This window comes from Neobacillus sp. DHD-1R (assembly GCF_057747995.1).
The window spans coordinates 710,368-729,681 of sequence record NZ_CM173232.1 but is presented as its reverse complement, the minus strand read 5'-3'; the positions used below and the strand labels follow the sequence as shown (position 1 = coordinate 729,681).

The window sequence follows — 19,314 nt, the reverse complement described above, 5'->3', positions numbered from 1 at the left end:
CCATCCTTCGACTTTTTTTAAAATTATCGTGTTACTTCAACGTCAGCCAATTTTTCATAGTATTTTAATAGACTGCTATGATCTTCAAATTCATGGCCATCTACCTTTAAGGCATACATCATTTCTAATACGGCCGCTGTTAATGGAGCTGGGGCTCCTACTTCATGGCTCGTTTCCATGGCATTCGTTAAATCTTTAATGTGTAAATTGATGCGGAACCCTGGATTGAAATTACGATCAAGCATCATTGGGGCTTTTGCTTCTAGCACCGTACTTCCTGCTAAGCCGCCGCGGATTGCTTCAAAGACAGCTTCTGGGTTTACGCCTGCTTTTTGAGCCAATACAAAGGCTTCTGAAACAGCCGCAATATTCAAGGCGACAATCACTTGATTGGCAAGCTTGGTTACATTCCCTGCACCGATTTCCCCAACATGGACCACCGAACCAGCCATGGCCTCTAAGACTTCTTTTGATTTTTCAAAAACTTCCTTTTTACCGCCTACCATGACAGAAATGGTTCCATCAATGGCCTTTGGCTCTCCGCCGCTGACAGGCGCATCAAGCATGTCAACTCCTTTTTCTACCAATGCTCTATACACTTCTTGAGAGGCTCCCGGCGCAATCGAGCTCATGTCAATATAGATTAATCCTTCATGTGCCCCTTCAATGAGACCATTTTCACCTAAGGCAACGGCTTTTACATTTGGAGAGTTTGGCAGCATGGTGATGACGATATCCGCTTTTTCAGCAATTGCCTTTGGCGTCGTTTCCACTTCAGCACCCAATAATTCAAGTTCTCTAACGGCATCTTTATTAAAATCACTAACGATTAATTGATAGCCTGCTTTAAGCAAATTTTTGCTCATCGGCTTACCCATAATTCCTAATCCAATAAATCCAATTTTCTTCATCATTCAATCACTCCTACAAAATTTAATATATATAAAGAGGAAACCCTCTTATAATCAAGGTTTAAGAAAATAGCTGGGCAGCAAACTCCACCAAATGAGGGAAGTCTGTGTTGTTTACTGCCCGCTGCTTTTGAAAAAATACTTATCCGATAAATAGATTTAGAAGTAATACTCCGCCCAAGCCGAGAATGGCGAGTGCTGTTGTATAGGTGGTTCTTGTTTTTAATGCGTCTCCAACCGATAAATTGAGATATTCCTTATACATCCAGAAACCTGGGTCTGTCACGTGAGAGAAAGCAACACTGCCGCATGTTACGGCAAGGGTCATTAATTCTAAACTAACACCTGAGCTTTGTGCGATTGGCAGAACAACACCGGCAGCCGTCATAACCGCTACAGTTGCGGATCCAAGGGCAATACGTAAGATAGCAGCAATTAACCAAGCAAGGATAATTGGGGAAATATCCCATCCGCCAGTGATATCTTTAATATAATCAGCAATACCACTATCTACCAATACTTGTTTAAATGCACCGCCGGCACCGATTACAAGGATAATCATCGCCATCGGTTTTACACTATTGGAACAAGAATTCATGACATCTTTTAATGAACGGCCCACTCTAGTACCAAGAAGGTAGAAGGAAAGCACAAGGGCGATCAATAACGCAATTGGGGCAGATCCAAAGAATTCCATTACATGTCTAAAGCTATTCTCTTCTGGTAAAGTGACTTCACAAACTGCTGAAATTCCCATTAAGATAACTGGCACAAGCGCAGAAGTGACACTGGCAAAAAAGCTAGGCATTTCTTCATCTTTGAATACTTTTGTTGGAATAAGTCCCTCTGGGATTGTAGGGTTAATCTTTCTAACAAACGGTAATCTTGGCCAAACTAAGGCAATGAAACTACCAACAGGAATCGCAATGATAAGTCCATATAAAAGGGTTAATCCCATACTTGAACCGAACACTCCTACAACAGCTGCAGGTCCTGGGTGCGGCGGCAAGAAACTATGTGTAGTCGATAATCCAACGGCTGTCGGGATCGCAACCCAAAGTAAGTTTAACTTTGTTTGACGAGCAACGACGAAAACTAACGGAATCAATAAGACGAAAGCAACTTCAAAGAACATTGTAATTCCAAGGATATAAGCAGCAATTAACATCGCAATTTGAACGCGTTTAATGCCCATTTTTTCAATTAATGTATTCGCAATCCGCTGTGCAGCACCGGCATCAGCCATGATCGTTCCTAACATCGCACCGAAGCCTAAAATCAAAATTAAGTCATCGAGTTGTCCGCCAATACCTCCAGCGATTGAATCCATGAGTTTATCCATTGGCATTCCTTGCAGAAAACCAACCAATAAGGCGGCAGCGATTAGGGCAATAAAACCATTCATCTTTAAAGGCATCATCAAAATCAAAATAAGGGCGACTGCTAATGCAACATATAATAATGGCATAGTCTTTTCCTTCCTTTCACAAGAAGTTAAATAGTTTGATATAATTCTAAATCTTTGAGAACATCTACCAATATTTGCTTACTTTCAGGATTCATCTCAGCTGCTGGTCCAAACGCATAGCCTACATCAATGCCCACCATTCTTAAGCCTTCTTTTAACACCACCGGAAATGTGGCTTTATCGACTGCAAGTCTTAATGGAGCCAATTTAAACTGCAGCTCTAGTGATTTTTGATAGTCACCGGCTATAAATGTGTTATAAATATCAGCTGTTAATTTAGGAGCAATATTCCCGGTGCTGGCAATAGCACCGCTTCCACCATGGCAAAGCCCTGCATAAATGAGCGTGTCACGACCTGCTAGAACAGAAAAAGTGTCCCGATTCGTCACCCTTAGATACTCAGCCATTTTCGTCATATCCCCACTGCTGTCTTTAATCCCAATAATATTATCAACCTTGCTGAGCTCCTCACATGTCTTCACATCTATCTTCACTTGCGTCCGTGCTTCATTTCCGTAAAGGATAATCGGCAGGTCTGTTGCTTGGGCGATAGCGGTAAAGTGATCAGCTAACTCACGTTGGGTTGGTGTCATAAAATAAGGAGTAAGCACAGATAACGCTGAAACACCACCAATTTCTTGAACCATCTGAGCTGTTTCGATGCAATCTCTGGTTGTAATCTCACTTGCCCCACAATAAATAGGGACTCTGCCAGCGGTATGTTGGACTGTTACTTCGACAACTCGGCGTTTTTGTGCCGGTGTTAACCCGTAAATTTCACCGCTGCTTCCGAGAATGAACAATCCATGGACACCGCCTGCAATCGTGTAATCGATTACATTTTTCAAAGCTTCTTCCATCAATTGCCCATTTTTATCCAATGGTGTGACTAACGCGGGGATAACCCCTTTAGGCTTAAACATGGTTGACTCCTCCTAGCTCTTTGACGTTCCCACAAATCGCTCGAAATTCTTGTAAATATCGCTAGACTTGTGACCGACTTCACATAGTTTGTTTTTATAAAAAGTTATTAGTTCGATTAATACTATTTCTAACTTAGTAATCTTATAATAACCATTTTAATAGAAACATTTATGCGAAAAGTAGTACAATTTATAGACATGTGATTGGGATAAACGATTCTGTTTGAGTGCTGTTATTGTTTGTGAATCCTATCACATACCTATTGTAAACGGTTAAAAAGAAAATATCTTCGTTCGCTTCGATAAAGTTTATCTGCTTTTTTTAGTCATTTGACCAATAAGTTCATCGGTTCATAGTTGTCACAGGAAATTATTATGAGTCAAGTGACTGTTTTTTAACGATAAATCATCTAAATTAAAAACTTTTAATACATTTCAGGTAACCGTTTACATTTTTATTGTATAATTGTCTTACAAATAAATCATCATTCAAATTGCTAATAAAAAATATTATTTTTTAGGCAAATGAACAAATATTTTTTGTAATTGTTTGATAACTATCATCATAATCGGAGATTGGGGGTTCGTCTTATGAAGATTAATAAAATTCTAGCTCAAGAGATTGCTGAAAAAGTGATGAAGGTCATTCCTTATAATGTCAATATTATGGATGAAGTGGGGTTAATTATTGGCAGCGGGGATAAGGACCGGCTCAATACTTATCATCAAGGGGCGATCACAGCGATCGAACGTGGCACGATTGTTTCCATCTATGATTTAGAGGGTGCGTCAAAGCCCGGGGTAAACATTCCCATCCACTTTAGAAGTAAAATTATCGGTGTAATTGGGATTAGTGGAGACCCCCATATCGTCGGACCTTTTGCGGAATTAGTCCGCGTCACTTCAGAGTTATTAATTAGCCAGGAATTTTTATTCAGAGAGCGTCGAATCAAAGAGCAGATGAAGGAAGAATTTTTGTATCAATGGGTATTTCGCAATGAAGAATATGATCCTGCTTTTATCAATAGTGGAGAAGCGATTGGGATCAATCTAAACCTAGTGAGAAAAGCGATTATTGTGAAGGGCAGCCTTCCGAAAGAACCGAGTTTGCATGATCAAGAATTCACCTTCCGATTAAATCCAAATATGATTCTATTTCTTGTTCCAAATGACAGTGATTTTTTAAAAAGATTAGAATCCCTGCTGTCACAAAAAGATACCAAAATAGGAATTGGCAATGGTTATACACATGTGGCCAGGTCGATTGAGGAAGCGAAAAGAGCCATCGAAATTGCTGAAAAAATCGATCTGCCTTCAATCTGCTGTTACAATACCGAGTTAAAATTTATCGATTATTTAACAAATAAAGATGTGTCCTTCAGCGAAATCAGTGATTTTTATAAAGAATTAGATGAAAATCCAAAAGGGCACGAGCTGATCGAAACACTGGTCAGCTATATTAAACATAGCGGGGATATGAATGCCATTTCAAAGGAACTTCATATTCATCGGAACAGCTTAGCCTACCGCTTACAACGGGTTGAAGTCCTATCAAACAAAAATCCGAAAAATTTCCTCGATCTATTTCAGCTGTTTACGGGATACATCCTTTATAAAATGAATTAAAAAAGGGTCTGACCCCCACGTGTAACGCTGAGATTGTGGGGTCAGACCCTTTGTTTTGAGAGATCCTTTTTTGCTAGATTACTATTTTCTATCTATGAATGAGATAATCGCTATTCCTAGAAGGGCAATGATCGACAAATGTAATCCGTTTGCCCGCAGACCGGTTTGTACCCCTGAAATCCCAGTAAAGCGGCTCACCATTAAATTCAATCCAGAAAATGGGCTTAATGCTGTTGAGATTGACCAAGTGAGCAAGAGCAGCAACGCCAATCCAATATTGCTCATCCCTAACTCCGCTGCATTTAATTGCATGGCCAAAGCCCCTACAGCTGCAATCTGGTGGATGCCAATATAGGTAATACACAAGACAATCGCCATAACAGCAAGCGCAAATAAAACAAACGATTGCTGAGCCAACTGACTAAGGAATGCACTGACTCCATTTGCCGCACTCGTGCCTTTCATCGCGAAGGCTAACATCCCTGCACTCATAAATAGCATGATTTCATTATTCAGCATGGGCACTGTCCGGTCACGAAAATCGATCAATGGCGTTTTCATCCGTTGCCAATCTCTTGTAAGGGCACCAAACAAGAGGGGCGCAATAATAGAAACAAGACAAACAATGACGATCATGGACCAATGTGTGAGATTCTCGATGAGTAAACAAAAGCTCATTAATATCACAACAAACAATCCTAATTTAATCAACTGATTCCGATGCCCCTTTTGGATGGGAACCTCTGAAGAGATTTCTTCCGTGACAGGGTGGCGTTTCTCCCAAATGGCAAACAAAATATTTCCGACGACGATGGAAAGCACGGATAAGCCAATTCCATAAAGGATATAGTCTTTGAAAGAAATATTCAGGTAGTGAAGTACAAGTGAAACCGATGCAAAATACGGTGACCAAAGAATCGCACTTGAAAATCCAACCAGATAACTTTTCGCTGACATGGCAGAAGGAAGCTTAATTTCCTCTAAAAATTCATTAATAATTCGGACTGAACCTAAGTTTAGAATAGGGGCCAATAAAAAAAGCGTCCCCGTTATACCGGCGTATAACTTTTTCGGCCGATTTATTAAATGGTGCAATAATACGGAAATGGATTCGAAGTATCCCCCGAGCCTTAAGGGAATCGACAGCAGCGGAGCTAACGTAAGCAGGCAAAGCAAGGGAAGAATTAAAAAGATCCCATCACTAATTCCCTCAATCCCTGTTCCTTTTCTCCATTCAATCACTAATCCGGCTGTCATCATGATAATCCCGAGCCAGCGAGGAAAGCGATCGGCTTTAAAAGCACTCCCCAGAAATGCCAGTAAAGAAAGTCCCACCACCACTAATTGAAGCCATTGTAACTCTGCAAAATATTGAACCAAAAATAAGGCGCACATCCCCAAAATAAGATAACTTCGCACCGCCAACACTCCCCACCCAAAGGAAATAAAATCATTTCCATTTCCTTTTCAAATTTGTCATTTAAGCCCATTACAATAATATAAAGATTATCATAAACCAATTCATTAATGATGACTATTTAAAATATCACAGAGTGAGAAAAGCGCAAGCGCCCTGGTCAGCGGCGTATGAGAAATGGTGCCTGACACCGATACAACGTTTGACAATATTTTTATACTACATAACTACTTCAATGAATATATATAGTATCACTCATTTAATAGATAGGGTGGTATGAACGTGAACATTGAGGAAGAAGTGTTATACGAGGGAAAGCTGTATGTCGTGATTTATAAATATACGTCGGGTTATTGGGAGATTCGGGAGAAAGAAAGCAAGTTTCATGTCGAATTAGTCCATGAATCAGAAGTAGAACTGTTGTCTTAATGTGGAAAGGGTCAGACCCCCTAAACCTTTGGGGTCTGACCCTTTTGCGATTTTTTTTAAATTTACCTGGCCCTCACCAGCAAAACAAACCACTTCCTTAGCCTCTAACACTCAACTGGCTGCACCTGCCCGCCATGGTTTTATCTAAGAAATGCTTAAACTCTGGAACAGGCATAGGCCGGGCATAATAGTATCCTTGGATTTCATCACAGCGCAGATCCCACAAGGCCTTCAACTGATGTTCATCCTCTACCCCTTCTGCCACGACACTCATTCCTAACGAATGCGATAGCGAGATAATCGTATCGATAATCGCATGATCATGCTTATCTTCAAAGATCCCATTCGTAAAGGACCGATCAATCTTTAGATAATCAATCGGCAGCAGCTTTAGGTAACTCATCGACGAATAGCCCGTGCCAAAGTCATCCAAAGAAATACTCACACCTAACGCCTTTAATTTCAGCAGTTTTTCAACCGCATCATCAATATTATATAGAGCAATTCTTTCGGTAATTTCTAAATTCAAATTTTCAGGGGATAAGTCACTTTCTCTCAAAACTTGTTCCACCATTTTCACAAAGTCATCCTGTAAAAACTGCCTGCTCGATATATTTACACAAACAAGAATCGGCGGATAACCATTCCTTTCCCATTCCCTTGTTTGCTGACAGGCTGTTTCTAAAACCCATTTCCCAATCGATATAATCAAGCCTGTTTCTTCGGCAATCGGGATAAACTCCGCCGGTGAAACGATACCAAGCACAGGGTCGTTCCATCGGATTAGAGCTTCCATCCCGGTAATGGTATTCGTCTCTAAATTTAATTTAGGTTGATAGACAACAGACAGATTGTTTTGCTCCAATGCTTTTCTTAAACGCTGCTCGAGTTGAAGCCTCCGATTCGCTTGCATCCCTATTTCAGCCGAATACAGTTGAACCTGATTGCCGCCAAAATCCTTAGCAAAATGCAAGGCAGAGCCTGCCTTTTGGACTAGTTCCTCTAAGGTATCATTCTCTTCCACTGCGGCAAGCCCAATACTGGCAGTAATTTGAATCTCCTGGTCATGGTCAGTAAGATCATACGGCTCGGAAAGGATGTTCAATAACGATTGAGCCTTTTCTAATGCCAGATGTTCATTTATATCTGGAAAATAGAGAATAAATTCATCCCCCTGACCACGGACAGCTTTCCCACTCCGTTCAAGGCAAACTTGAAGTCTCTGCGCTACCATCCGAATCAACTGATCCCCAATGCGATGACCAAAGGAATCATTAATCAATTTAAACCGATCCAAATTGATGCAAAAGATATAAACGGGCAATCCTAGCAACCTTGACTGATAAAACTGTTTTGCTACATCATTAATTAAATAATATTTATTAAAAAGTCCTGTTAACGCATCATGATAGGCCAAGTATTCTAACTCATCTTTTGCCTTCTTTTTATCGGTGACATCTAACGCAATCCCAATAATCGCTGTGGCCCCATTGATGGAGGTTATCGTTGATTGAATTTCAAGGTATTTAGTCGCTCCTGCTCGACCATCCTTTGTTTGAATCTGCTCGACAAAAAACAATTCTCTCCCCGCTAACAATTGTTGAACTTGGTTTAACACCCGGATCTGGTCCGCTTCAATAAAGTAATCTAATAAACTGGTACCTAGTAATTGATCTTGCGGGATCCCAAGGATGTTTGCAATCCATTGATTCACATACACCAATTGTCTATTTTGAATCATAAACACGCCCATAAGCGAGTTTTCTACCAAATTTTTATATCTCTCTTCAGATTCTTTCAAGCTGAACTCTAGTATTTTTTGCTTGGTAATATCGACATTTGTACCATCATATCTTTCATGCTCACCAGCCTCGTTAAATACAGGCAAGCCGCGATCCAAGATCCAACGGATTTCACCATCGGGGCGAATAATCCGGTATTCAAATTCGTATTCTTCCAGCATTTCCCACTTTCGATCTATTTCCCCGGCAATCGACACATCCTCTGGATGAATCGACGTATTCCAAAAACGGTTGTTTCGTAGATCCTTTTCCCGGGACAACCCATAGATTTCCTCAATCCCTTTTGAGAGGAGCAAACTTTTACTTTTCGTAATCGACCAAATCCCGATATGAAGATGATGAAACACACTTTCCAACAAATTTTTCGTACGCGACAATTCCCTGCGTTTTTGGTAGTTTATTTTCACCAGAAACCCCACGATAATGGCGACGATTAGGTTGATGAGGAGGATCTCAAAGAAAATGAATACTTCATGAATACTAACCCCACTCGGCTGAAAGGATTCAATATATAAAAAGAGCAATGAAGATACAATCGTGGCTAAGGCTCCATACTTCGTTCCTTTTTTAAAAGAAATTAGTAAAGTGGGAATCAGATAAAAAAACCAAAGGACGTTTTTAAAATACTGATCATTATAATCAATGTAATCAAATAAGGGTGGAAACAAGTAAAATACGACAATTAACATCCATAAACGTAATGATGAATCTTTAAAAAGCTTTGTTGGAAAATTCACTATATTCAACCGCCCCTAATGATCTGGAAAATCTACTTTCATTCTCCTTTGATAGTAGCATATTATGTCGAATTTTGGACCAATATCAAAAAAATCCCTGTAGGAAAATTGTAATAAATGGCTCCCCACTTCCCTTTCCAGCCAAAGCGACTGATAATTGTACGAAAACTTTCAAGTTTTTCCCTCTATTATGAACGTAATTCACTTTATAATCGTGGTAGAATCAGATTTTTAAAAGAAACAGCATTCCCGATTACAAAAAATCCAGCTGATTACTAATAAAAAAGATGGAGGATCTATTATGAAAAACTTTTGGGCTGTGGGCGCCATAACCCTTTTACTATTAGGAGGCTGTTCATCCAGTACCACGAGCAAGGAACCAATGGATGGTGAGGCCATTTATGAAGCAAAATGTTCAGCCTGTCATGGAGGAAACCTGCAAGGAGCTGTTGGACCTTCCGTCGTAAAAATGGGCAGCAAATATACAGAAAAAGAACTTGTGAAACTGATCACCGATGGCACGGAGAAAATGCCTGGACATCTCATAACAGATGAACAAACTAACATCATCGCTAAATGGCTACTGACTAAATAAAAGAGACAATCAGAAACTTGTCGCATTTTGCATGCAGGTTTTTTGTTTTTCAATGAGATTTATACCCTACTCCCACTGAACTTGATAGGCAGATTACAGTGTCGGAACTTGCAAATTCAATTTCAATCGTGTACGATTTAATCACACACGATTGAAATGAAAATTTGGGAGGGACGAAACAATGACAACCGTATACGATTTTAATGTAAAAATGACCAACGGTGAGATCAAATCATTACAAGATTATGCAGGAAAGCCTTTACTAATTGTCAATACAGCGAGCAAGTGCGGGTTAACCCCACAATTTAAAGGTCTTCAGGAATTATATAAGAACTATAAGGATCGAGGTTTAGAGATTTTAGGTTTCCCTTGCGATCAATTCAATAATCAAGAATTTGCTAATATTGAAGAAACGACTCAATTTTGCCAAGTCAACTACGGTGTAACCTTCCCGATCTTTGCAAAAATTGATGTAAATGGTGACAAGGCGGATCCTTTATTTACTTTTTTAAAGGAACAGAAAAAAGGCCTGCTTATGAAAAACATCAAATGGAATTTCACTAAATTTCTAGTGAATGCAAATGGTGAGGTAGTGGAACGCTATGCACCAACAACGGAGCCTGAAAAAATAGAAGAAGATTTAATTAAATTATTGTAAAGCTCAACATCATGCCGGGTTCTTTTCTGCATGCACCCCGATCAAAAGGATAAATTAGGTGATATTTTGGAAGACTTCTTCACGTTAAAAAAGCAACTTTGCTTCGCCATCTATGAAACGGCTGGTGAATTTACCAAGCTCTATACAGGTGTGCTACAGCCCTTTGGGTTAACCTATCCACAGTACTTAGTTCTTTTAGCTTTATGGGAACAGGATGGCGGAACCGTCAAAGAATTAGGGGAGAAATTGCATCTTGGCACGGGAACGCTGACCCCGATGATTGGAAGAATGGAAGGGAACAGCTGGCTCCGAAAAGAACGTTCCATGGACGATGAACGAAAAGTGCTTATTTACCTCCAGCCGAAGGCTATTGAACAAAAACAGGCTATTACCGAAACTGTCAGCGCAGAAATCCAAACCTGCAACATTGAACTGGACGAATATGCACAACTCATGGAGCAATTGAATACGTTACACAGGAAATTGAAACAACGAAGGGGTCAGACCCCCGCCGCGACAGAGCGTTAAAGCGGCGGGGGTCTGACCCCTTAAAAAAATTTCTCTACCATATCGACAGAAGTGGGTCTGCTAAAATAGTAGCCTTGCATTTTATGGCAGCCGATGCTGCATAGGTAATGATATTGTTCGAGCTCCTCTACTCCTTCGGCGACAACGTTCATGCCGAGGTTACGCCCCATTGCGACGAGGGCGCGGCAGACTGACTTTTGGTTTTTATGGTTCAGACCATCAATAAAGGATTTATCGATTTTAATCGTATTAAAGGGGTATTGAACTAGGTAACTAATCGAGGAATAGCCGATGCCAAAATCATCTAAAATACTATCGACCCCAAATTTTTTTAATTCCCTCATGGTTGTTAAGGTTTTTTCTACATTGGTCATGGCTGTTCTTTCGGTGATCTCTATTTTTAAATAGGAAGGCGGTAACTCATACTGGAGTAACGTCCGTTTGATGGTATCAATGAAATCATCCTGCTGGATTTGCCGTGCAGGCACATTAATGGAAATATAAAAGGGCGGTAAGTCCTGATCCGCCCATTTGCGTCGCTGGCGGCAGACCGTTGCTAAAACCCAATTACTCAGCTTAATAATCAGATCCGATTCTTCAGCAATTTGAATAAATTCCCCCGGTGAAACCTTCCCCAAGATGGGATGCTCCCAACGAAGGAGGGCTTCAAGACCGATCACCTGCTTCGCTGAAACATCGAGAATAGGCTGATATTCTAAATACAATTCATGATGTTCGATTGCTTTGTGTAAATATTGTTCTAGAAGCATTTTGCGTGAAAGGGTTTTGAACATGCCTAATTGGTATTGCTGAAAGCCCGTTTGATTCTCCTTAGCGAGATACATCGCATGATCAGCCTTCATCATAAGCTCCTCCGGATCATGCCCATGGTCCGGGAAAATACTAGTCCCAATACTGATACTCAATCTGTATTCATGATCAAGTAACAGAATGGGTTGAGCAAAAACCTGACTAATTCTTGCTGCCATTTCCTCAATCACATGAGCATTGGGCAAATTTTTCAGTAAAATAACAAATTCATCCCCGCCTTGACGGGAAATGACATCATTGGCACGAAGGTTCTCTTTTAACCGTTTGGCCATCATTTGGATAAATTTATCCCCCATTTTATGACCAAGCGAATCATTGATATCTTTGAAACGATCAATGTCGATGAATAAAATGCCCACATATTGGTTGTTTTTTTTCGCTTCTATTAAGGCCTTACGAAGTTCTTTATCCAGTTCCCTCCGATTCGGCAATCCTGTTAACGGATCATGATAGGCCAAATATTTCAACTCTTTTTCTGTCCTTTTCCGATGATCAATATCCATCACCACTCGATCAAATCTCACCAGTCTGTTTGCTTCCTCATAAATGGGAACGATATAATCAAAAACCCACTTATACTCTTTCTTTTGGGTCTGAATTTGGTATTCGAGTCTAGCCGATTGGCCCTTTTGCAGTGACTGTAGCTGATCGAGGACAGCTGGTTTATCATCGGGATGCAGAATATCCAGCCACATATGGGGATTCTGAACAATTTCCTGTTCGGTATAACCCAAAATATGCTCGCAGGCTGAGGTAATCTGAAGTGTTTTCATGGTCTCCGCCTCGACTGACCATAAACAAATATCGATTTCCGTAAAAATTTGATCCCAATGCCGCGGATCGTACAGTTGAAAAGGGACATCCTTTTTATCAGATTGTTCCTGCATGATTCCACAAATCCCCTGCACAACGCCGCCTATTTCAAGCGGGATGGAAACCACCTTGACAGGAACTCTGTTTCCATTTTTATGTCGAATCTCAATCTGAAGTTGCAGCCTTTCTCCCTTTAGAACCGTTTTAATATGATGGATTGTTTTTTCAATATATTCATCATCCAATTGAGAGATAAAGTTCCTTTTGCAATCCCTTTCACCTTCATCCCCTGTTAATTGGACTGCAGCATCATTTGAAAGAACAATCGAGCCTTCTAGATCAAGAATAAAACAGGGAAAGGGCAAATTGAGCAGAATGGATTTAAAGGTTTGAATAAACAAACTTAAATCAGTGGTTTTTCCTTGTTTTTTCATAAAGGACTCCTTTTAAAAAATGAGTACATGCTTTCATTTTTCTATCATAATTTAAAAGTCACCTCGAGACTGTTTCAAAAGTCACTGTTCCAAAGCATTTTTTTCGACATTTCTTCCTTGTTACGATCCAGAAAAACTTTTTGAAAATAACAAGCAATACCTTCCAAAAATCATCATTTATTGACTAATTTCAAGCAATTTCAACACTAATGACAAGTATGATCGGAACACGAATTAACCTTATTAAAATAGCTTTTTTAGGGGGTACTGGGGAGAAATTTGTCGAAAGGTAAACTATAAAAATTTATAACTATCTTTAAATATGAGGCAGTCATGTTGAAAAATTTTCATGGCTGAACGACTATATCTTGTGGACAAGTTCTGCTTAACTAGATCGTTTTCTGTCCTCATGGACCCCCTATGTGGACAAGTTCCATTCAACTATCCACATTTCTGTCCTCATGAACCTCTTATGTGGACAAGTTCCATTCAACTATCCACATTTTTGTCCTCATGAACCTCCTATGTGGACAAGTTCCATTCAGCCATCCTCCTTTTTGTCATCATGAACCTCCTATGTGGACAAGTTCTGCTAAAACCAGCCCGACTTCTGACCTTATGAAAATCCTATTACCGCTAGCAACCTTCCAAAATGGTCATCACCTTTACTAATCTATGAAATCATCTAACAAACGTAATAAAATCCACATTAACTGGTTCGGATCCTTCTTCGCGAAGTACTCGATTAATCTGCCCGCGATGATACTGACCATGCAGCGCTACATGTGTGACGATATCTCGAATCGATGTCGAAAACTCCTTACCGGTACTATTTTTATAGACAATCAACTGGTCCAGATTCATTTCGGACAAACCTGCAAGAAGTTCGCTAAAGTTCCTATTATTTTTTTCAATAAGATCTGAACATGCTTTTATACTAAGCTCGGTCCAGAGTGCCTGTGGGGAGCTGTCTAACCCTCTTATCCGTTGAAACCAGACCTCCTCAGCAAGCAGGATATGAGAAAATAGGCGCTTCGCCGGGCTATTTTGATCTTCCCTCGTTTTTAAGGTTTCTAAAATACGCTGATTAGCCCAATGCAAATGGTCAAACATCGTTAGAATCGTTTTCAAGAATATCAACCTCCTATTAAGAATTCTTCTTCACTAATTCGAATTGACGAACAAGCGAAGATACTAATGTATTCAGCGGATTCATGATCGTCCGAGATGTCTGCTTCTCAAATTGCTGGGCTCCATCCACCATCGATAATTGCGCAACAGAGAGTACCTTCTTTTTATCTGCATTGAATTGATTCAAGAACTTAGAAATTGCCTGATTGTATTCGTTTTTCCGCCCTTGCATTAACAGCTCGAAACTATTGTTTATGACCATTACCTCAACATCCAACGTTTTTTGATGATTTTTTGCATAGGCATGGAGACGTTCCATCGTCCCTTCTACCGTGGCAGGATTAGTAAAAAGAATCGTTTGGGATTGTTGGATGCTGCAAATGGTTTCGAAGAAAGGTTCATCAATTTTTATGATGGGCACTGCTGTGGAAAGTGCTTCTTCTTGTAAAAATAGAATATAGTTCGTACACGTAATCATGATGGCATCAACATCAGATTGGGCAATCCACTCGATTTGCTCTTTAACCTTTTGCTCCGCATCTGCTTTTTTATAAGTTTCATCGGATGTCACTCGATACATTAAGGCAGGATCAACAAAATGTATTAATTCAATATCATAGGATGAAAGGGCTTTTTCAATATAGTCTATGTTGGAATAATGGGCATGTAAGCAAGCTAATTTTTTTCGCATTTCCATTCCACCTTTACATTTTTACAAAATATTGTTTTTAAGAAATCTACTAAAGCGTCCACTGGTGAAACTTCTTTTAACCTAATCCTTCTAACACAAAATTATTAGATCTGCCAACTGTCTAATGAGGACTGACTATACAATATATTTTTAGGGGTAGGTAAATTATACCATTTCCTCCTTAACTTCAAAAATACTACGCTGAAAGTAATTGGTTATCAAGATTGGATGTAAATTTCCCCCTCTTTTCTTTTTATAAATGAAAATAGCAGATTCGATTAACCCCTTTATTCTCGGTATGGTAAGGCTACCTAGGAATAAATCGGAATGCGCGCGATCCCGGAAGGATCAGCAGTGGATAACTTTGAACAATTAGTCGAACAGTATACGCCGATGATTTTTAAAATCATGCACTCATTATGCCTTTATCAAAATCAGGAGGAATTCTATCAAACTGCCTTAATTGGACTTTGGGAGGCACAAAAAGGCTTTAATGCCAAAAAGGGAAACTTTACAAATTATGCCTATACGGTCATAAAAGGTAAGCTCCTTCTTGACCTCACCAACCGTAATAAGGATGCCGCACGGAACACGTATCCAAAAGAGGAATACTGGGAGGCTTTGGAGGATCACCATTCAATCTTGCCCTTTGCGGTCGAGCAGCTCCTCGCTTATTGTGAGGGACTAACGGAAAAAGAGACGAAATGGCTGACGTCTACGTTTATTGATGATTTATCCGTACGTGAAATTGCTGTACGGGAAAAAGTCTCTGTATCAGCAGTAAAGCAGTGGCGGATGGGCGCCCTAAAAAAACTGCGGGTACAACTGGGATAAAGGCATGGGCGGGTGCGTCCAACTTGTTTTATTATTAAAATATTTTCACTCTGCCTATCCTTTTTGTCCCTAAATCTATATATAAAAGGTGAAAGGAGGTGAGAGACAATGGCACTAGCATTACTAGAAGGTACAAAGCTACGCTTAGTGTTTGAGGCTGGCATAGACGGTGAAGGGAAACCAATCTACAAAGCGAAAACATTTAGCAACGTGAAAAAGGAAGCAACAGGTGACCAGCTGTATCAAGCAGCTCAAGCAATCTCAGCCCTATGCAATGACGCCCTAAACAAAGTCGAACGCAATGACAGCACCGAAATCTTAGGCTAATGAATCAGTAAAGCAATAGTGTCCGCTCCATATGGACAGTGCCCACGAATGGTGCCTGACACCAAAAATATCATGAAGGGAGGTAAAGGAATTGGCTAAAACATTGGAATTGCAATTTGGAACGGAGTTTGGAAAGACTGCCCGTCTTTCTGTCGATAATCCGAAAGAACCAATTGATGAAGAGATCGTCAAATTATCAATGGCCCAAATTATTGCATCTGAAGTATTCACAACTGCCGGTGGAAAGTTTGTGGCTGCTAAAGGCGCACGCGTGATCGACCGCAATGTCACAGATTATGAACTTGTTTAATAATGGAGAGGCCGGATTGATAAGAAATCCAGCCTCTTTTTTACGGCTATATCATCCTGGTTTACCAAGAAACTAAACTGAAGGATATCCCAAATTCCATTCAAAAACTGCTCAAGGATCCTATTAAACATATGCCCTGGAAACACCCAAAGGGAGCAAAAAAAGGTTAGATGAATAATATATATAATGTCATCCCCTCACTAACAGCGAAAAATGCAGTGGATTAATTAAATTGAAAGGAGAAGTAAACATGGCCTATCCGATTAAAAAAGCTTTAATCCCTGGTTTACCAAGAGAGCCGTATCGAAACGGTGTTGGCGCATATGAAGGTGTAGTGGCTCATTCAACAGCAACACCGGAAGCAACCGCAGAAGCCGAATCAACTTATTTTCACAGAGAATGGGACAATCGAAATGCTTTTGTTCACTTCTTTGTCGATTGGGATTCGATTGTACAAACAGCAAATACAGATTATAAAGCCTGGGGAGCAGGAAAAGGAAATCCTCGTTATGTCCATGTTGAATTATGTGAAACAAGCGACCATGGTAAATTTATCGATTCTTATCATCGATATGTCTGGTTAATTGCCTATCTGTTAAAACAAAAAAATTTGGGTGTCATCAACGGTAAAACCTTAGTGTCTCATGCCTGGGTATCTAGAAATTTGGGCGGAACAGACCACGGAGACCCCTTAGCCTATTTAACCTCTCACGGGGTCACTTGGAACGAATTTGTTCATGATGTACAGGATGCTTATGTTCCAACCCGAAAAGGGTGGGTTAACGAAAATTCTAAACGGTATTTTTACGAAAATGGTAAAAAGCGAGTGGGCTGGCTTCAGGACAAAGGAAAATGGTATTACTTCAATGAAATAACTGGTGTCATGATCACTAGCTGGTACAAAGTAGCCGATAGCTGGTATTACTTCAGTCCCCAAGGAGAAATGCAGATAGGGTGGGCACGTTCCAAAGGAAAATGGTACTACCTTGATGCAAGAGGGAAGATGGCCACTGGGGAACGTGAAATTAATGGAGTGAAGTATACTTTTGATAGCAACGGTGCTCTAAAACAATAGACAAACCTAACCCCAGGGCTTGTTTGTAAAAAGGCTTTATTAAACTTGGCTGTTGCCTTGCGCTCCATGCGCTTCAATCAACCTAGCTAGAGCTTTTACACAACCTCGTAAAAAAACCGATCTTCCGAACGAGATCGTTTAAATCTCTCACTAGAAAAGGCGCTTGGGCATTGCTCCAAGCTTATTTTTATGTTCTTGATAACCTGCTATTGAATGTGTGTAACCTCTCACGAGAACAAACAAAGTCCAAATCCACCAATCAACCAATAATATTTTCCAATCCCCTGTCCTTTTTAGCTCTAAATCTATATATAGAAGGTGAAAGGAGGTGGGAGACAATGGCACTTGCCTTATTAGAAGGGACCAAGCTTCGATTGGTATTTCAAACAGGGATCGACGGTGAAGGAAAACCAATCTATAAAGCTAAAACGTTTAGCAACGTGAAAAAGGAAGCAACCGTAGATCAACTCTATCAAGCAGCACAAGCCATCTCTGTCTTATGCACAGACACTCTAAACAAAGTTGAACGCAACGACAGCATTGAAATCTTAGCGTAATGATCTAGTTATACCCTATCTGTCCTTTCCACGTGGACAGTGTCCACTAATGGTGCCTGACACCACATGACACAGGGATTACCCACCAAAAGGAGCAAAAAGATGGATCAGAAGGAGGTGATGGAAATGGCAAAGACATTGGAGTTGCAGTTCGGTACGGAGTTTGGAAAGACGGCCCGCCTTTCAGTTGATAATCCAAAAGAGCCAATTGATGAAGAGTTGGTGAGACTGTCGATGGGACAAATTATTGCATCTGAAGTATTTACTACCGCGGGTGGAAACTTTGTGGTAGCCAAGGGAGCTAGAATAATCGATCGTAATGTAACCGATTATGAACTTGTTTAATAACAGTGAGGCCGGATTCGTAATGAAGTCGGTCTCTTCTTTACAACATTCCTAAAGAGAAAGGAGCCAAAACGTGTGGAACAAGTCATTCCCCTCATTAGCGAAGTGGGATTCCCGATCGTTGTGACCCTCTATTTACTTTATCGGATTGAATCTAAACTAGATCTAGTCGTCCAGTCGATACAGGGACTGCCAGACCGAATGAAGGAGCGAACATAAGAAAAGCGCAAGGCGCCCGTTTAGCGAAATATACTAATTACTGGGCGCTGAAGCTTACTACCGGTGCCTGACACCCAAAGTAGTCTCCCTACTGTGATAATAGTAATTTCCACCCGCCCCTCCCTCCCTCCCTCCATCCACACAATATTGAGACTATTAATTATAATCCCAGACAATCTCCCATTTATCTTTGTTCTGCACCACATAAACATCCTGCTCAAAGTTAAATTTCCCGTATTTCCCTTTATACTTCTGGAGGACCTGAAATTTATAGGCTATTTTAAAAGGCTTTCTGTCTTTTGACATTTTCCACCCTTTCACCTTATCGATTAATTCGATCGTAAAATCAAACGTTTCTGCTCCAAAGTGCCCCATAAACACATGGGCCCGGTCATTAAGATAGGTTGATTTATCCCACTTTTCCTTCATGTAAGGATGAAATAGTTCCCATGACTCGGTGAAATTCCCCTTCTGCTCAGCAGCATAAAACTCCTCCACGACCCGTTGAGCCTTTTCCTTGTCGGTAAAGAAAACAGACTTAATGAATACAATCAAAAAAATCATGACGATTATTATTCCGATTAACGTACCGAAACCAACATGTTTTCGCCTCATTGCTTCTCCTTCAATAGTAAGGTTTTTTACACTATATG

21 protein-coding genes are annotated in these 19,314 nt (G+C 40.3%); 12 read left to right on the top strand and 9 right to left on the bottom strand.

Features of this window, described 5'->3' with window-relative positions; all coding sequences use genetic code 11:
* Positions 1 to 23: 23 nt before the first annotated feature.
* From garR to dapA, 3 genes are all read right to left on the bottom strand, one after another.
* On the bottom strand, positions 24 to 914 hold the full coding sequence (gene garR, locus AC3ANL_RS03480; protein ID WP_488327877.1) for a 2-hydroxy-3-oxopropionate reductase: 891 nt from the start codon (positions 912 to 914) through the stop codon (positions 24 to 26).
* Positions 915 to 1,053: 139 nt separating this feature from the next.
* Complete coding sequence (locus AC3ANL_RS03475) at positions 1,054 to 2,379, bottom strand: gluconate:H+ symporter (protein WP_488327876.1); 1,326 nt, start codon at positions 2,377 to 2,379, stop codon at positions 1,054 to 1,056.
* A gap of 26 nt (positions 2,380 to 2,405) precedes the next feature.
* Positions 2,406 to 3,302, bottom strand: a complete 897-nt coding sequence (gene dapA / locus AC3ANL_RS03470; protein ID WP_488327875.1) for a 4-hydroxy-tetrahydrodipicolinate synthase — start codon at positions 3,300 to 3,302, stop codon at positions 2,406 to 2,408.
* A gap of 591 nt (positions 3,303 to 3,893) precedes the next feature.
* Between dapA and AC3ANL_RS03465 the strand changes: the two genes are divergently transcribed.
* Positions 3,894 to 4,928: a CdaR family transcriptional regulator gene (locus AC3ANL_RS03465; RefSeq protein ID WP_488327874.1), complete on the top strand. Its 1,035-nt coding sequence runs from the start codon at positions 3,894 to 3,896 to the stop codon at positions 4,926 to 4,928.
* A gap of 81 nt (positions 4,929 to 5,009) precedes the next feature.
* On the opposite strand, the gene AC3ANL_RS03460 is transcribed toward AC3ANL_RS03465, so the two are convergent.
* Positions 5,010 to 6,347 (bottom strand): hypothetical protein, encoded by a 1,338-nt coding sequence (locus AC3ANL_RS03460; protein ID WP_488327873.1) that lies wholly within the window; start codon positions 6,345 to 6,347, stop codon positions 5,010 to 5,012.
* Positions 6,348 to 6,627: 280 nt separating this feature from the next.
* Here AC3ANL_RS03460 and AC3ANL_RS03455 point away from each other — a divergent pair, with 280 nt between their 5' ends.
* On the top strand, positions 6,628 to 6,774 hold the full coding sequence (locus tag AC3ANL_RS03455) for a hypothetical protein (protein ID WP_488327872.1): 147 nt from the start codon (positions 6,628 to 6,630) through the stop codon (positions 6,772 to 6,774).
* A 97-nt stretch (positions 6,775 to 6,871) separates the two neighbouring features.
* Here AC3ANL_RS03455 and AC3ANL_RS03450 read toward each other — a convergent pair whose 3' ends face one another.
* Complete coding sequence (locus AC3ANL_RS03450; protein WP_488327871.1) at positions 6,872 to 9,313, bottom strand: EAL domain-containing protein; 2,442 nt, start codon at positions 9,311 to 9,313, stop codon at positions 6,872 to 6,874.
* Positions 9,314 to 9,614: 301 nt separating this feature from the next.
* On the opposite strand from AC3ANL_RS03450, the gene AC3ANL_RS03445 reads away from it, so the two are divergent.
* The 3 genes from AC3ANL_RS03445 (at position 9,615) to AC3ANL_RS03435 (ending at position 11,094) form a co-directional block, all read left to right on the top strand.
* Positions 9,615 to 9,908: a c-type cytochrome gene (locus AC3ANL_RS03445; protein WP_488327870.1), complete on the top strand. Its 294-nt coding sequence runs from the start codon at positions 9,615 to 9,617 to the stop codon at positions 9,906 to 9,908.
* A 181-nt stretch (positions 9,909 to 10,089) separates the two neighbouring features.
* Complete coding sequence (locus AC3ANL_RS03440; protein WP_488327869.1) at positions 10,090 to 10,566, top strand: glutathione peroxidase; 477 nt, start codon at positions 10,090 to 10,092, stop codon at positions 10,564 to 10,566.
* Positions 10,567 to 10,596: 30 nt separating this feature from the next.
* Positions 10,597 to 11,094: a MarR family winged helix-turn-helix transcriptional regulator gene (locus AC3ANL_RS03435; protein WP_488327868.1), complete on the top strand. Its 498-nt coding sequence runs from the start codon at positions 10,597 to 10,599 to the stop codon at positions 11,092 to 11,094.
* 20 nt (positions 11,095 to 11,114) lie between these two features.
* Here AC3ANL_RS03435 and AC3ANL_RS03430 read toward each other — a convergent pair whose 3' ends face one another.
* The 3 genes from AC3ANL_RS03430 to AC3ANL_RS03420 form a co-directional block, all read right to left on the bottom strand.
* Entirely contained in the window at positions 11,115 to 13,172 is a 2,058-nt protein-coding gene (locus AC3ANL_RS03430) for an EAL domain-containing protein (protein ID WP_488327867.1), read from the bottom strand.
* A gap of 681 nt (positions 13,173 to 13,853) precedes the next feature.
* Complete coding sequence (locus tag AC3ANL_RS03425; RefSeq protein ID WP_488327866.1) at positions 13,854 to 14,303, bottom strand: DinB family protein; 450 nt, start codon at positions 14,301 to 14,303, stop codon at positions 13,854 to 13,856.
* Positions 14,304 to 14,319: 16 nt separating this feature from the next.
* Positions 14,320 to 15,000, bottom strand: coding sequence for a hypothetical protein (locus AC3ANL_RS03420; protein WP_488327865.1), 681 nt, complete (start codon positions 14,998 to 15,000; stop codon positions 14,320 to 14,322).
* Positions 15,001 to 15,348: 348 nt separating this feature from the next.
* On the opposite strand from AC3ANL_RS03420, the gene AC3ANL_RS03415 reads away from it, so the two are divergent.
* From AC3ANL_RS03415 to AC3ANL_RS03385, 7 genes are all read left to right on the top strand, one after another.
* Positions 15,349 to 15,828, top strand: coding sequence for a sigma-70 family RNA polymerase sigma factor (locus tag AC3ANL_RS03415; protein ID WP_488327864.1), 480 nt, complete (start codon positions 15,349 to 15,351; stop codon positions 15,826 to 15,828).
* 108 nt (positions 15,829 to 15,936) lie between these two features.
* A complete protein-coding gene (locus AC3ANL_RS03410; protein ID WP_488327863.1) occupies positions 15,937 to 16,155 on the top strand; it encodes a DUF1659 domain-containing protein in 219 nt (72 codons plus the stop codon).
* Between the two features lie 91 nt (positions 16,156 to 16,246).
* A complete protein-coding gene (locus AC3ANL_RS03405; protein ID WP_488327862.1) occupies positions 16,247 to 16,465 on the top strand; it encodes a DUF2922 domain-containing protein in 219 nt (72 codons plus the stop codon).
* Positions 16,466 to 16,715: 250 nt separating this feature from the next.
* Positions 16,716 to 17,540, top strand: a complete 825-nt coding sequence (locus AC3ANL_RS03400) for a peptidoglycan recognition protein family protein (RefSeq protein WP_488327861.1) — start codon at positions 16,716 to 16,718, stop codon at positions 17,538 to 17,540.
* Between the two features lie 338 nt (positions 17,541 to 17,878).
* Positions 17,879 to 18,097 (top strand): DUF1659 domain-containing protein, encoded by a 219-nt coding sequence (locus AC3ANL_RS03395; protein WP_488327860.1) that lies wholly within the window; start codon positions 17,879 to 17,881, stop codon positions 18,095 to 18,097.
* 126 nt (positions 18,098 to 18,223) lie between these two features.
* The gene (locus AC3ANL_RS03390; RefSeq protein ID WP_488327859.1) at positions 18,224 to 18,442 is read left to right on the top strand and encodes a DUF2922 domain-containing protein; all 219 of its coding nucleotides are present in this window, start codon (positions 18,224 to 18,226) and stop codon (positions 18,440 to 18,442) included.
* A 75-nt stretch (positions 18,443 to 18,517) separates the two neighbouring features.
* A complete protein-coding gene (locus tag AC3ANL_RS03385) occupies positions 18,518 to 18,661 on the top strand; it encodes a YvrJ family protein (protein WP_488327858.1) in 144 nt (47 codons plus the stop codon).
* A gap of 156 nt (positions 18,662 to 18,817) precedes the next feature.
* Here AC3ANL_RS03385 and AC3ANL_RS03380 read toward each other — a convergent pair whose 3' ends face one another.
* Positions 18,818 to 19,276 carry a hypothetical protein gene (locus tag AC3ANL_RS03380; RefSeq protein ID WP_488327857.1) on the bottom strand — a complete coding sequence of 153 codons (459 nt, stop codon included), beginning with the start codon at positions 19,274 to 19,276 and terminating at the stop codon, positions 18,818 to 18,820.
* Positions 19,277 to 19,314: the final 38 nt, after the last annotated feature.